Source organism: Sphingomonas pseudosanguinis, assembly GCF_052056765.1.
GTDB classification, from domain to species: domain Bacteria; phylum Pseudomonadota; class Alphaproteobacteria; order Sphingomonadales; family Sphingomonadaceae; genus Sphingomonas; species Sphingomonas pseudosanguinis.
In genome coordinates, this window is record NZ_CP189888.1 from 192693 (window position 1) to 207456 (window position 14764).

Annotated in this window: 10 protein-coding genes; 6 read left to right on the forward strand and 4 right to left on the reverse strand. The window is 67.4% G+C overall.

The genetic code is table 11. The features are described 5' to 3' along the window. Positions 1–107: 107 nt before the first annotated feature. Together ACQHGV_RS00890 and ACQHGV_RS00895 are read left to right on the forward strand one after the other, a co-directional pair. On the forward strand, positions 108–2924 hold the full coding sequence (locus tag ACQHGV_RS00890) for a TonB-dependent receptor (protein WP_440979087.1): 2817 nt from the start codon (positions 108–110) through the stop codon (positions 2922–2924). Between the two features lie 186 nt (positions 2925–3110). Then, positions 3111–3866: a DeoR/GlpR family DNA-binding transcription regulator gene (locus ACQHGV_RS00895; protein ID WP_183951214.1), complete on the forward strand. Its 756-nt coding sequence runs from the start codon at positions 3111–3113 to the stop codon at positions 3864–3866. On the opposite strand, the gene ACQHGV_RS00900 is transcribed toward ACQHGV_RS00895, so the two are convergent. Next, positions 3824–5140 carry a POT-type proton-dependent oligopeptide transporter gene (locus ACQHGV_RS00900; RefSeq protein WP_440979088.1) on the reverse strand — a complete coding sequence of 439 codons (1317 nt, stop codon included), beginning with the start codon at positions 5138–5140 and terminating at the stop codon, positions 3824–3826. The genes ACQHGV_RS00895 and ACQHGV_RS00900 overlap by 43 nt on opposite strands. A gap of 115 nt (positions 5141–5255) precedes the next feature. Between ACQHGV_RS00900 and ACQHGV_RS00905 the strand changes: the two genes are divergently transcribed. Beyond that, complete coding sequence (locus ACQHGV_RS00905) at positions 5256–6191, forward strand: glutaminase (RefSeq protein WP_440979089.1); 936 nt, start codon at positions 5256–5258, stop codon at positions 6189–6191. Here ACQHGV_RS00905 and ACQHGV_RS00910 read toward each other — a convergent pair. The 3 genes from ACQHGV_RS00910 to ACQHGV_RS00920 are packed head-to-tail and all read right to left on the reverse strand — an operon-like array spanning position 6097 to position 8397. Further along, positions 6097–6471 (reverse strand): hypothetical protein, encoded by a 375-nt coding sequence (locus ACQHGV_RS00910; protein WP_440979090.1) that lies wholly within the window; start codon positions 6469–6471, stop codon positions 6097–6099. The genes ACQHGV_RS00905 and ACQHGV_RS00910 overlap by 95 nt on opposite strands. Beyond that, positions 6464–8029: a PepSY-associated TM helix domain-containing protein gene (locus ACQHGV_RS00915; RefSeq protein ID WP_440979091.1), complete on the reverse strand. Its 1566-nt coding sequence runs from the start codon at positions 8027–8029 to the stop codon at positions 6464–6466. The genes ACQHGV_RS00910 and ACQHGV_RS00915 overlap by 8 nt, the downstream gene beginning before the upstream one ends. Beyond that, complete coding sequence (locus ACQHGV_RS00920; RefSeq protein ID WP_440979092.1) at positions 8026–8397, reverse strand: hypothetical protein; 372 nt, start codon at positions 8395–8397, stop codon at positions 8026–8028. Before ACQHGV_RS00920 ends, ACQHGV_RS00915 begins: the two co-directional genes overlap by 4 nt. Positions 8398–8434: 37 nt before the next feature. On the opposite strand from ACQHGV_RS00920, the gene ACQHGV_RS00925 reads away from it, so the two are divergent. From ACQHGV_RS00925 to ACQHGV_RS00935, 3 genes are all read left to right on the forward strand, one after another. Beyond that, complete coding sequence (locus ACQHGV_RS00925) at positions 8435–10726, forward strand: TonB-dependent siderophore receptor (RefSeq protein WP_440979093.1); 2292 nt, start codon at positions 8435–8437, stop codon at positions 10724–10726. Between the two features lie 85 nt (positions 10727–10811). After that, positions 10812–11624, forward strand: a complete 813-nt coding sequence (locus ACQHGV_RS00930) for a ferredoxin--NADP reductase (protein ID WP_327556449.1) — start codon at positions 10812–10814, stop codon at positions 11622–11624. A gap of 241 nt (positions 11625–11865) precedes the next feature. Then, positions 11866–14730 carry a TonB-dependent receptor gene (locus ACQHGV_RS00935; RefSeq protein WP_440979094.1) on the forward strand — a complete coding sequence of 955 codons (2865 nt, stop codon included), beginning with the start codon at positions 11866–11868 and terminating at the stop codon, positions 14728–14730. Positions 14731–14764 lie beyond the last annotated feature (34 nt).

Below are 14764 nucleotides of genomic sequence, written 5' to 3' on the forward strand. Positions count from 1 at the left end.
CATCAAAATTCGGTCAATAAGTCATCGGACTGTCACAGGGCATCTCTAGCGGGACCGGCGAAGGCGCCCGGGGGCGTCGCCAATCAAGATTGTTCCAGGGGGAAATCATGACCGCTTCTGCCAAGCGGGCGCATGTCGTGCGCCTGTTGTGCGGCACCGCCGCCACGCTGCTGATCGCCGGCCCGGCGTTCGCCAACGATCCCGTCGCGCCCGTCGCCGCGCCCGCCGAACCCGTGCCCACCACCGATCCGGCGGTCGATCCGCAGGTCGGCGAGGAAGTCGTCGTCAAGGGCCATCGCCAGGCGATCGTCGACGCGCAGGACGAACAGCTGCGCAGCCAGTCGCTGGCCACCGTCGTCTCGGGCGAGGAACTGCGCGTCCTGCCGCAGCAGAATCTGGCCGACCTGCTCACCCGCCTGCCGGGCATCAGCTCGTCGGTCGACCAGTCGCGCAACGCGGCGGCGACCGGCGAGGCGCAATATGTCTCGATCCGCGGCCTCGACACCTCGTACAACGCCTATTCGCTCGACGGCGTGCGGCTGGCGCAGACCGATGCGCGCACCCGCGCCATCTCGATGAACCTGCTGTCGCCCTTCTCGCTGCAGACGGTGCGCGTCGACAAGGCGCCGACCGCGCGCTTCGATGGCGATGCGATCGCGGGCATCATCGACATGGTGCCGATCACCGCGTTCGACCTGCCCAACCACCGCACCCAGATCCGCCTTCAGGGCCAGCTCGCGGGCCGCGCCGATGCGCGTCGGCAGGACCCCTGGGGCGGCACCGTGCAGGTCGAAACCGCGCAGCGCGTCGGCGATCTCGGCGTCTATGCTTCGGCCTATTACGGCCTGAAGCATGTGCTGGGCGAATCGACCGCGATGCAGCACGACTGGGAGAAGTATAACAACAACATCCCCGGCATGATCCGCGACAATCTGGACAATCTGTTCCCGCGCGGCGTGCAGTGGCAGTCCTTCCGCAACCGGATCGAGCGCGTCGGCGGCACGCTGAACCTCGACTGGAAGGGCGAGAGCACCGACCTGTACCTGCACTCCACCTATGGCCGGTACAATCTCAAGAGCTGGATGGACCAGACCGCGCTGCGTCAGACCAGCCTGGCGCCCGACCAGATCAATCCGAATCCCAACAAGGGTTCGTACGACGCCGCCGGCTTCCGCGCCGATTACGGCCTGACCGCGACGCATTATTTCCGCACCGAGCACAGCAAGCAGGAGCTGGTGACGACCAAGCTGGGCGGCCAGAGCCGGTCGGGCGACTTCACCTTCGACTATCACGGCGCCTATTCGCGCGGGTCGCAGGACTATCCGCTGCGTATCCAGTCGGGCTTTGCCGGCCGTCCCTATATCGGCACCGCGACCAACAGCGGCACGGCCGCTTACCGCATGGTCACCTCGATCGGCGATCGTACCTTCCCGCAGGTCGTGCTGACCGACGCGGCGCGCGCCTATCTGGCCGATCCGTCGAAGCTGAAGCAGTGGTACGTCACCCAGCAGTTCGAGAACACCTGGGAACGCCGCCTGGAAGGCCAGTTCGACACGACCTGGCATCATGCCGACCAGGGCCTGGTGTCGATCGCGGCCGGCGCCAAGGTCGAGGACGCCAAGCGCTACGCCAATGCGCTGGGTGATGACGGCGCGCTGCAATATACCTTCCCTAATGCGGACGGCAGCAACTCGCCGCGCTATGCCGCGACCGGCCCGGCGCTGACCTCGCTGCCCGGCCGCTTCCTGGGCGGGTTCATGAACAACGCCGCGCAGGTGCCGATCTATCTGATCGACACCGATTATATCGAGAACCAGGTCCGCCAGCTCTCCTTGCCCAAGCTCGCCAATCTCGACCCCGTGAAGCTGAAGGAAAACCGGCTCGACGGTCGCGAGAACCGGCTGAGCGGCTATGTCATGGCGACGCTGCAATTCGGCCAGCTTCAGGTCGTGCCGGGCGTCCGCTACGAATATAACCGGTTCAAGGGGATGTATTTCCAGGATCAGGGGAATGACACCGGCAAGTTCGTGAACAGCTCGCGCAACTATGACCAGTGGCTGCCCAGCGTCATCGCCAATTACCGGCCCAACGACGACATGGTCATCCGCGCCTCGATCCGGAAGAGCTATTCGCGGCCGGCCTTCGACCTGCTGCTCGGGCCGACGCAGGTGACGCGCAACGATCTGGGTGAGGTGACGGGGGTGTTCATCCCCAACCCGAACCTCGATGCGCAGACCTCGTGGAACTATGACACCTCGCTCGAGATCAAGGGGCAGGGCACCGATTTCTTCTCGGTCAGCCCCTTCTACAAGAAGCTGAACCATGTCCTGTTCGCGACCGGCACCACCAATGCCGGCGGCGATTACAACATCTGGGGCAATCCGCAGCCGGAACAGCAGGGCGGCGTCGAGGTGTCGGGCCTGACCACCGATGCGACCGGCCAGATCTACGGCGTCGAGCTGTTCGGCCGTTACACGCTGAAGGGCCTGCCGGGTCTGCTCAGCGGTCTGGGCGTCCAGGCCAATGTCACGCTGCAAAAGGCCAAGGCGAACGTCTTCGTCAACGGCCAGATGCGCGAACAGCGCATGACCCAGGCGCCCGAGGTGATGTACAACGCCGCGCTGTTCTACAGCCATGGCGGGTTCGCGGCGGAGTGGAACTACAATTATACCGGCGACCGCCTGTATGATCTGCGCTCCAGCCGGCCGGACACCTATATCCAGCCGACGACCATTTCGAATCTGATCGTCAACTACACGATGCCCTCTGGCCTGACGGTCGGTGCTTCGATACAGAACCTGTTCAACGAACATAGCTATTGGGCGACGACCAGCGAGCGTAAGGCGTATCTGTCGAACGACCGCAAGGGTGGCTATGTCGAGACGGGCCGCATCTACATGCTCAACATGACCTACGCCTTCTGATCTCACCCTCTCCCCGACCCGGTATCTGCGACCCCCGCAGGTATCGGGGCGCAACTTCACGCCGATGGTCCCGTGGCCATCGGCGTTTTTTTGTGGGGGAGGCGACGATTCGGACCGGATAACCCACCCGATTGACCGAAACGTGAGGGCGGTTAGCATGCCCCCGACGAGAGGAAGCCAAAGATCATGATGAAACGTCAGCGCCGCCAGCATGAGATCGTGGCGCTTCTGGCCGAGGGGCATTTTCGCGGCATCGGCGACCTGGCCGAGGCGCTGTCGGTGTCGGAGGAGACGATCCGCCGCGAGCTGCGCGTGCTGGAGGCGTCGGGCGCGGTGGTGCGCGCGCACGGCGCGGTGCGGCTGGCCAAGGTGGAGACCGAAGGGTCGTTCGCCACCCGCCTGCAACGCCATGCCGAGGCCAAGCAGCGGATCGCCGGCGCGGTCGCCGAACTGGTCGCCGATGGCCAGACGCTCTACATCGATGCCAGCACCACCGGCCATTATGTCGCCCGCGCGCTTCGCGATCACCAGCGGCTGACCGTCATCACCAATGCGGTGGGCGTCGCGGCCGAGCTGGGCGGGCGCAACGAGAATCGCGTGCTGCTGGCGGGTGGCGAGCTGGATTACGAATATCGCGCCTGTTTCGACGCGACCGCGCGCGACTATCTCGCCGCCTTCACGCCGTCACTGGCGATCCTGTCGGTCGAATCGGTCAATCTCGACCATGGTTTCGCCGATTATCATGTCGGCGAAGCGGCGGTGTGCCGGATGATGATCGACCGGTCGCGCCGCACGCTGATCGCGGTAGACCAGAGCAAGTTCGACCGCCATGGCACGGTGCAGGTCGCGCCGCTCGACGGGGTCGACATGCTGGTGACCGATGCGGCGCTCGATCCCGATTATGCGGCGGCGCTGGGCGAGGTGGAGGTCGTCATCGCCTGACCGCGCGGAATCAGGAGCGCGACGGCGGCGCCCGCCAGCGCCAAGGAGGCATGGATCATCCAGAAACCCGGCTGGCTCATCCCCGGATAGAGGGTGCCGAGCTGGCCGACCGCCAGATGCGCGACGAAGCCGTGGAGATAGAACAGCCCGGTCATCATGCCCCGCCGGGCGGGCGGCGCGGCGGCGGTGACGATCGCCAATGCCGCCGGCCAGGCCAGCACCACGCCGATGTCGAGCAGCAGGATCGCCGCCAGTGGCCCGCCAAGGCCGATCCGCCCGGAACCCGTAGACACCCCCGCCGACAGCAGCGCGAGGACGCCGTAAGCCAGCATGATCGCCACCCCGCCCAGCGACAGCTTGATCCCGCTCGACGGCTCGGCCCCGCGCGCGGCCAGTCGGGGCCAGAGCCGATAGGCGGTCAGCGCCAGGATGATGGTGAACAGCCCGTCGGCGGCGATCAGCCAGCTGGGCGGAATGGCGAAGCCATGCACGCTCAACGCGACCCGTGCCTTGGCCCAGACCAGGACGATGTTGCTCAACTGCTCATAGGCGCAGAAGCACAGGGTCACCGCCACGATGGCCGGTATCACGCGCGCCCAGTCGACCCGCCGATCTCCGCCGACCGGCGAGGCGGCCGGCGCGACGCGCGGCGCGGTGCGCAGCAACAGCATCGCGACGATCATGCTGCCCGCCATCGCGGCGAAGGCGGTGGCGAACCCCATGCGCGCCGCTAGCCAGCCGCCGAGCAGCGGCCCCAGCATCGCGCCGCCGTTGAGGAACGCCAGATAGGCCGCGAACAGCCGTTCGCTCCCCGATCGTCCGCGCAGCGTGCCGACCTCGGCCGCCAGATTGCCCTTGAGCAGGCCGATGCCGCCGATCATTAGACAAAGGCCGATCAGCGCGCCCTGCCGGCTGGCCAGCGCGACCATGCCCGCTGCCATCAGCGCGGCGCCGACATACATGGCCGGCCGCCGCCGCTGCCCATGATCCGCGATCCAGCCGCCGAGCGGCAGCACCAGATAGGTCAGCGCGCCGTACAGGCCGTAAAGCTGCGACGCGAAGGCGAGATCGGTCGTCGTCCCCGTCACCCCCTCGATACCGGCGCGCAGCGTCGCCAGTCCGGCGACCGGCAGGCCCGGCTGCGCCAGCAGATCGGTCAGCAGGTACAGGGTCAGCAGCGACTTCGTGCCATGGATCGCAAAACGCTCCCATCCCTCGACGCCGGCCAGCGTCCAGAATCCGGGGGCGGGCGGGGTGGTGTCCCTGTCGCGCATGATGCTGATGTCGGTCCGTTTCGGTGCTTTTGCAGAAGCCCCGGCTCCCTACCGCCGGTTTGTGACGGGTTCGCGGCGGCTCGACAAAGGCGCGTGCGCACGGCACCACGGGGCCATGGACCTGTCCGCCATCGTCGCCGACATCGCCGCCGAAATGGCGGACGCGCCCGATCGGGGGACGCCTGCCGATTATATCCCCGCGCTCGCCGGGGTCGATCCGGCGCATTTCGGGATGGCGATCGTCGAGGCGGACGGCAATTGTCATTTGGCCGGCGATGCCGACAGGGCCTTTTCGATCCAGAGCATTTCCAAGGTCTTCGCGCTGACGCTGGCACTGGGCGCGGTCGGCGATCAGCTGTGGCGGCGGGTGGGGCGCGAGCCGTCGGGCACCGCGTTCAACTCGATCGTTCAGCTGGAGACCGAGCATGGCATTCCGCGCAATCCCTTCATCAACGCCGGCGCGATCGTGGTCGCCGATGTCCTCCTTGGCAGCCATGAACCGCGCGAGGCGATCGGTGAGATGCTGCGCTTCGTGCGCGCCCTGGCCGGCGAGGAGGACATCCGCATCGACGCCGCGGTCGCGCATGACGAGATGGCGACGGGGCACCGCAACCAGGCGCTGGCGCATTACATGCGCGCCTTCGGCAATCTGCATCACCCGGTCGAGCGGGTGCTGGGCGTCTATTTCCATTTCTGCGCGCTGGCGATGAGCTGTCGGCAACTGGCGCTGGCGGGACGCTATCTGATGGCGCGCGGGGTCAATCCGGGGACGGGGCGCTCGGTGGTGTCACCGCAGCGGGCGCGGCGGATCAACGCGCTGATGATGAGCTGCGGCCATTATGACGGATCGGGCGAGTTCGCCTTTCGCGTCGGCCTGCCGGGCAAGTCGGGGGTGGGGGGCGGCATCCTGGCGATCGTGCCCGGCCGGGCCTCGATCGCCGTGTGGTCGCCGGGGCTCAACGCGCGCGGGAATTCGCAGCTTGGTACGCTGGCGCTCGAACGGCTGGTGCAGCGGACTGGCTGGTCCGTGTTCGACCCGCAAGCCGGTTGACCGCGCGCAAGGGGGCGAAGGCCGCCGCAGCGCGCACCGACAGGATCAGGTTCAGCGCGACACCCGCGATCGACGCCGCGCCGGCCAGCCGCACGATCCGCTCGCCGGTGACCGCCGTGCCGCAGCCCGACAGCGCCAGCAGCAGCACCGCGCCGCCCAGCAGCTTCAGCCCGCCGCGCAACCGCGCATCGTGCAGCGTCCCGGCCTCGCGCGCATGGCGATAGGAGCCGGCGGCGAGCAGCCAGAAGCCGATGAAGCACAGGACGATCGTATCAAGCATGGGCAGGCTCCGAAAAACGGCGGGTGCGGTTGGGTGCGCGCGGCGCGGGGCGGGCGGACAGCCGGGCGGCGGCGGCAAAGCCGATGCCGATCGCCAGGCAGGCGAGATCGAAGGCGAGGAACAGGTGATCGCCATCGAGCAGCGAGGGGATCAGCCAGCGTGACGTGGTCAGCGCGTTGACCACCGGAATCGCGGTCCAGGCGATGGCGGCGATGGCGAACAGGCTGGTCCAGGCGCGCCGTGCGGGCAGGCCGAGCTGCACCAGCGCGAGCAACCCCCAGGTCCAGAACATCGCCGACACCTCCGCCTCCGCGCGGCCGCCTAGGTCGGCGGGGATCAGGCGGTTGGCGAGCAGATAGGCGGCCATGCCGGTGGGGAAGGCGGCGATCACCGCGATGTTCAGCCGCTCGGCCAGACGCAGCCCGAAGAACGGCGCGGCCCCCGGCTTGCGGCGCTTGGCCGTCCAGAGCAGCAGGCCGGTGCCGACCATCGCCGCGCCGGTCAGGCCCATGACGAAATAGGCCCAGCGCAGACCGGTGCTGGCGAACGACGCCAGGTGCAGGCCCAGCATCACGCCCGCCGTCTCGATCGCCGAGGCGGGCTCGCCGCTCTGGCTGACGAAGCGACCGGTCGCCCCTTCATAGACGATGGCGGGGGTGCGCGAACTGATCGCACCCTGTTTGGCGAGCGCGATGGAGACGCGCGCGGCGGCGTCGCCCGGATTCTGGATGATGACACGGGTGGCGGGGCCGCCCAGCCGCTGCTCGGCGTCGCGGACCAGGGGCGCGATCGCCACCAGCGACTGCCGTGTGCCGCTGGCGGGCACATCGGCGGGCGTGTCATAGGCGGCCTGCAGGAACTGGGCGGGCTTGGCGTAATTCATCATCGCCGGCCAGGGCATGTACATGGTCACCAGCGTGATCAGCCCGGTATAGGTGATCATCGCATGATAGGGCAGGCCGAGCACCGCCGAGACATTGTGCGCGTCGAGCCAGCTGCGCTGTCCCTTGTTCCAACGCAGCGTGAAGAAGTCGGCGAAGATCCGCTTGTGCGTGATCACGCCTGAGATGATCGCGCCCAGCATCGCCATCGCGCACAGCCCGGCCAGCCAGCGGCCCCAGGGGTGCGGCAATTGCAGCTGGAAGTGGAAGCGATAGAAATGCTCGCCCCCGCGCGTCGCGCGCGCGGAGAGGGGCGCGCCGCTGACGGGGTCGAGCTGCAACTCGCCGCCGCGCGCCTTGGGGTCGGGCTTGGCGGGGATGCGGAAGACGCGGGTGGCGGCCGTCCGTTCCTCGGGCAGATAGATATACCATTGCAGGTCGTCCGCACCGGTGCGCGTCAGATAACGTACCGCCGAGGCCGCCGCCTGTGCCGGCGTCGTCCTTGCGGCATGGATTTCGGGCTGCATCCACTGGGTGATCTCGGGCCGGAAATAGGCCGAGGTGCCGGTCAGGAACATGGTGAAGAGAATCCACCCGGCGATCAGCCCCAGCCAGCCATGCGCCCAAGCCATGGTCTGGCGCAGCGCGCGCTGTTCGGGTGCCGCGACGCCGCTCATGCGCGCACGCCCAGCGACCAGAGCAGCCCCGCCATGACGATCGCGCCGCCCCAGATGACCGCGCTGACCCGGCCCAGCCGGATGTCGTGCAACGCCCACAGGCCCATCGACGCATAGACCAGGAAGGACAGGATCATCGGCCATCCGGTCGCCTCGACCCGGGACAGCGCGTCCGACACGGGGAGCAGTCGCGCGGCCAGCATCGCCGTCGCCACCGCGAAGGCATAGCCGCCGACGATTGCGGTCAGCCAGCGCCACGCCATGGCCAGCGGACCGCGCCAGCGGATCGTTGCAGCGGCAGTGATGGCCCGGCCTTGCGCCACCCGGTCTTTCCCCTTGTCATCGTGACGGCCTCGCTTTAGCAGCATTTGAGAGTAACTATCAATAGCAAGGTTGGGGAAAAACATGCGGGGGTTTCGCGCAATGCTGCTGGCGGCCTGTGTCACGGGGTCCGTGCTGGGATGGGCCTCGCCGACCCTCGCTCTGGGTCTGCCAGAGAATGGGCCGGCGGCCGGGAATGACGACGATCCCCAGCGGCTGCGCAACGAGGAGATCGTGGTCGAGGGGGAACGCGCGAAGAAGAGCGCGGTGTCGGGGACCAAGACCGACATTCCGCTGATCGCCACGCCGCAGACGATCATCGCGATCGATCAGGAGGAGCTGACCCGGCGCAACGCGCTGTCGATCAACCAGGCGCTCGGCTATGTCGCGGGCGTCGCGCCCAACCAGCGCGGCAATGTCGCCACCCGCTATGACCAACTGTTCCTGCGCGGATTCCAGCCGGGCATCTTCATGGACGGGATGCGGCTGCTCGGCGGCGTCTATTCCAGCCCGCAGATCGACTTCCACCTCGTCGAATCGGTCGATGTGGTGAAGGGGCCGGCGGGCGTCACCTATGGTTCGGGTACGCCCGGCGGCCTGATGAACCTGACCAGCAAGCTGCCCTATGCCGGCGAGGGCGGGCGCATCGAGCTGGCGGGTGGCAATTTTGCGCTGCTCCGCTCGTCGATCGACGTGAACCAGCCGCTGGATGCGGACAATCGCTGGCTGTTCCGGATGATCGCGGGTGCCGAGGAATCGGATGGCTTCATCCAGCAAACCGCCAATCGCCGCTACTACGCCCGCCCGATGCTGCGCTTCGCCCCCGATGGCGCGACCAGCGTGACGCTGATCCTGAACTATCAGCGCGATCCCGAATCGGCCTCCTATAGCGGCGTGCCCGTCTATGGCTCGGCGTTGCCCAATCCGTTCGGCGTGCTGCCGGTCGATTTCAACACGTCCGAGCCGTCCTATGAGGCGTTCGACCGGACCCAGAAATCGGCGACGATCCTGTTCCGCCACGATCTGAACGACCGGCTGAGCTGGACCACCAATGCCCGCTATCTGGCGATCGACCTGCATTATCGGCAAATCTACGGCTCGGGCTATGTGACGCGCGGGACCGGCGCCAATGCGAACAGCGACTTCTCGACGCTACAGCGCGGCGGCGGCGGTTCGGACGAGGCGTTCCAGACCTTCACCGTCGACAATCATCTGGTCGGCAAGCTGGACACCGGCCCGGTCGCGCACACCATCCTGGCCGGCGTCGACTGGCAGCATAATCGCGGCGAGAATTACCAGGCCTTCTACACCGGGCAGAATGCCAATCCGGTATTCAACATCTCCGATCTGAACCTGTTCGCGCCCGTCTACGGCGTGCCGCTGCCGACCTTCCCGGTCAATCAGACGCACAATTACACCAAGCGCGATCAGGTCGGCCTGTATCTTCAGGATCAGATCGCGATCGGCGGATTGCAGCTGATCGCCAGCGGGCGGTGGGACAGCTATGGCCAGACGACGCAGAATCGTGTCACGAACCGCGTGACGCGGCTCAGCCAGAACGCCTTCACCACCCGTCTGGGCGCGCTGTACGAGACAAAGCTCGGCCTGGCCCCCTTCGTCAGCTATTCGGAGAGTTTCGAGCCGCAGGCGGGCAGCACCTGGGACGGCACCAACTTCGTCCCCGTCACCGGTCGCCAGTACGAGGCGGGGCTGAAATACCAGCCGCGCGGGACGACCGCGCTGTTCACCCTGTCGGCCTTCGACCTGCGCCGCCGCAACGTGCCGGTCGCCGATCCGCGTGCGGGCACGGGCAATATCCCCAGCAATTCGCAGGTGCAGATCGGCGAGGTTTCGGTGCGCGGGATCGAGCTGGACGGGCGCGGCACCGTGGCGCCCGGCTTCGACGTGGTCGTCGCCGCCACCTATAACGACCCCTATGTCCGGCAGGGCACGCCCGTGGTCGGCACCGGCGACCAGATGAGCGGCGTCACCGGCACGCGGCCCCTGGGCGTGCCGCAATGGAGCGCGTCGAGCTTCCTGTCCTATGATCTGGGCAAGGCGGGCGTGGGTAATGCGCTGGGTGGCCTGAGCCTGGGCGCGGGCGTGCGCTATGTCGGCGAATCGGATGGCACTGCGACCACCGTCGCCGCGGGGCGCACCGTTGTCCGCCGTTTCCAGTCGCCCGATTACTGGCTGGCCGATCTGATGCTGGGCTATGATCTCGGCCGGGTCAGCCCGGCGATGGAGGGACTGAGCCTGACCGCCAACGTCGCCAACCTGTTCGACAAGCGGCACATCACCAGCTGTTTCTTCAACAATGGCTGCTATTACGGGGCATCGCGGACCTTTGTAGGCAGCCTGCGCTATTCTTGGTAAGGGCGCATCCGATTCATTCGCATATGACGTATTCGCCCCCCTTGCCGGACGATCGGCGGGTGGGGGCGCAAAGGAGTTTTGAGGTTTGTCGACCGATACCGCCCTTCCCGAACTGACCCCCACCACCGCGCTGAGCGTCGAAACGGTTCAGAGCGTCCATCACTGGAACGAGCATCTCTTCTCCTTCTCGGTGTCGCGCCCCGACAGCTTCCGCTTCCGTTCGGGCGAGTTCGTGATGATCGGGTTGCAGGGCGACAACGGCAAGCCGCTGCTGCGCGCCTATTCGGTGGCCAGCCCCTCCTATGACGAGAAGCTCGACTTCCTGTCGATCAAGGTCGAGGACGGCCCCCTGACCAGCAAGCTGCAAAAGGTGCAGCCGGGCGACAATATCTATCTGGGCCGCAAGCCCACCGGCACGCTGGTCGCCGACGCACTGCTGCCTGGCAAGCGGTTGTTCATGCTGTCGACGGGTACGGGCCTTGCGCCCTTCCTGTCGGTCGCGCGCGACCCGGACATTTATGACATGTTCGACGAGGTGGTGATCGTCCACTCGGTTCGCCGCGTCAGCGACCTGGCCTTCCATGACGAGCTGGCGGGCAAGCTGGCCGACGATCCTCTGGTCGGCGATGTCGCGGCCGAGAAGTTCCACTATGTCCCGACCGTCACGCGCGAGCCGTTCCACACCACGGGCCGCATCGACGCGCTGATCGACGATGGCCGGTTGTTCGCCGGGCTGCCGAGCGCGCACGGCTTCAATCCGGAGACGGACCGGATCATGATGTGCGGCAGCATGGAGATGATCAAGTCGCTGGGCGCGAAGTTCGAGGAGATGGGCTTCCCCGAAGGCTCGAATGCGCAGCCGGGCGCCTATGTGATCGAAAAGGCGTTCGCGGGCTAAGCCTTTCCTCCCGGCAAGGGGAAGTGGCAGGCCGGAGGCCTGACGGAGGGGTGTCCCGGCTGATCGCCGGGACGATCGCTGGCAGTGACACCCCTCCACCATGCTTCGCATGGTCCCACTCCCCCTATGGGGAAGGAAGTGCTGCCTCCCGAACCGCGACATTTGTTACGAATACGCGGCACATTTGTGCGACAATTGCGTCCTAACGCCCGGAGCCTCGATTTCAGGTAAAGGGACGGACATGCGGCTGTGGGCGAGCTTGATGCTGGCGAGTGCGATGCCGGCGATCGCACAGGCGCAGGTGGCCCCGGCCCCTGCTGCCCCGTCGAAATCGCCCGCCGCGACACCCGAACCGCCGGCCGTCACGACGACCGTTACCGCTGCCCCCGCCACGGCGCAGCCGACGCCGGCCCGCACCCCGCCCGCCGCGCAGGCCGAGCCGGAAGAGGAGGAGGGCGCGGAGGAGGGCGATGTCGTCGTCACCGCGCGGCGGCAGCCCGGCACCGTGCCCGGCGACATCCCGCCCGAGCAACAGCTCAGCCCCGCTGACATCCGCTCCTACGGCGTGTCGAGCGTCGCCGACCTGCTGACCGAACTCGCGCCGCAGACGACCAGCGGGCGCGGCGGGTCGCCCGTCGTCCTGCTCAACGGGCGGCGCATTGCGGGCTTCCAGGAAATCCGCGACCTGCCGACCGAGGCGATCCTGCGCGTCGACATCCTGCCCGAGGAGGTCGCGCTGAAATATGGCTATAGCGCCGACCAGAAGGTGGTGAACTTCGTCCTCCGCCCGCGTTTCCGCTCACTGGCGACCGAGGCGATCGCGCGGGTGCCGACCGAGGGCGGCTCGGCCATGGGGCAGGGGCGGCTCGACTGGCTGACCATCCGCCGCGACAAGCGGTTGAGCATCCATACCGATTATCAGGAAAGCTCGCGCCTGACCGAGGCGGAGCGCGACATCCTCGCGCCCGCCAGCAATGCGGCGCTGGGCGGCAATATCGTCACCGCCGACCCCGGCCTCGCCGCGCTGACCGGTTCGAATCCCAGCGTGGTCGGCCTTCCCGCAGGGCTGGCGGGCGTCCCGACGCTGTCGGCGCTGGCCGCGATGCCGGTCAACGGCACCGACGTCACCCGCTATCGCACGCTCCAGAATGCGCAGCGTCAGTGGGACGCCAATATCGTCTATGCGCGCAACATCCTGGGCAATGTCGCCGCCTCGTTCAACGCCGAGTTGCAGGCGACGCAGAGCAACAGCTGGAACGGCCTGCCGTCCGCCAATCTGCAACTGCCGGTCGGCAATCCCTATTCGCCGTTCGGCACGACCGCGACCATTGCGCGGCTGACCGACGCCTATGGCCCGCTGACCCAGGACAATACCGGGCTGACCGCGCATTTCGGCACGGTGCTCAACGGCCAGATCAGCAGCAAATGGCGCTGGTCCGTGACGGGGGCCTATGACCGCGCCGAAAGCCGGGTCGCGACCGATACCGGGCTGGACACAGCCGCGTTCCAGGCGCGGCTTAACGCGAATGATCCGACCGCCAATCCCTATGGCCCGATCGAGGCGATCGGCCTGTCGCCGCGCAACTTCGCACGCTCGACCTCGTCCACCGCGCAGGTCGATGCGCTCCTCAACGGCCGCGTCTTCGCGCTGCCGGCGGGCGATGCGCAGGCGAGCGTCAAGTTCGGTGGCCAGACCAGCGACTTTTCCAGCCGTTCGTTCCGCTTCGGACAGGAACAGAGCGGTGAAGTATCGCGCGACATCGTCAACGGCCAACTCAACCTCGACCTGCCGATCGCCAATCGCGATCGCTCGGTGCTGGGCGCGATCGGCAATCTGTCGCTGAACCTCAATGCCGCGGCCAATCGCCTGTCGGACTTCGGCACGCTGACCACGGTGGGTTACGGGGCCAACTGGGCGCCGCTGGAGGGGGTGCGGATCATCGCCTCCTGGACCGATCAGGAGGATGCGCCGAGCGCGCAGCAGCTGGGCAATCCGACGATCACCACCCCCAATGTCCGCCTGTTCGACTATGTGCGCGGCACCACCGCGACGATCACCGCCGTCACCGGCGGCAATCCGAACCTGATCGCCGACAACCGCCATGTCATGAAGCTGGGCCTGACGTTGAAGCCCTGGCGCGACCGCGACATCAACCTGACCGCGAATTATTACCGCATCGGCACCGACGATCCGATCGCGTCCTTCCCGACGCCGACCGCCGCGATCGAGGCGGCCTTTCCCGATCGCTTCACCCGCGACGCCGCCGGCAATCTGCTGCGCGTTGATTCGCGGCCGATCAACTTCGCACGGACCGAGCGGCAGCAGCTGCGCTGGGGCTTCAACTCCTCCAAGCCGATCAAGTCCAAGATCCAGAAGGAGATCGAGGCGTATCGTGCAGGGACCGGCCCCAATCCCTTTGCGGGCATGGCCTTCCCCGGCCGACGCGGCGACGGACCTCGGGGCGAAGGGCGGGACGGCGAAGGACGTGGCGGTGACGCCCCCCGTGGCGATGGGCCGCGCGGTGACAGGCAGGGCGGTGCGCCGGGGGCGAACGGACCGGGCGGCGGGCGCCCCGGTGGCGGCTTCCGGGGCGGGGGCTTTGGCGGCGGGCGCGGCGGCGGCCGGTTGCAGTTTGCGCTCTATCACAGCTGGACGCTGGCCGACCGGGTGACGGTCGCCGATGGTGGCCCGGTCCTCGACCTGCTGCGCGGCGATGCGATCGGGGCGAGCGGCGGCAGCTCGCGGCATCAGCTGGAGGCGCAGGCGGGCTATACCAATAACGGCATCGGCGTGCGTATGTCGGGCAACTGGCGCAGCGCCACCCGCGTCAATGGCGGCACCCCCGCCAATCCCGAACCGCTGGCGTTCGGCAGCCTGGCGACGATCGACCTGCGGCTGTTCGCCGATCTGGGGCAGCGGCTGGACCTGGTCCGCACGCGTCCCTGGCTGCGCGGCACACGGATCAGCCTGTCGGTCGACAATCTGTTCAACCAGCGCCAGCGGGTGACCGACGCCACCGGCACCGTGCCGATCGGCTATCAGCCGGGTTATCTCGATCCTCTGGGCCGCACGATCCGGCTGTCGATCCGCAAGCTGTTTTTCTGATCCGATCCCGTCCAAAAAAGCCGGATCGGTGCAA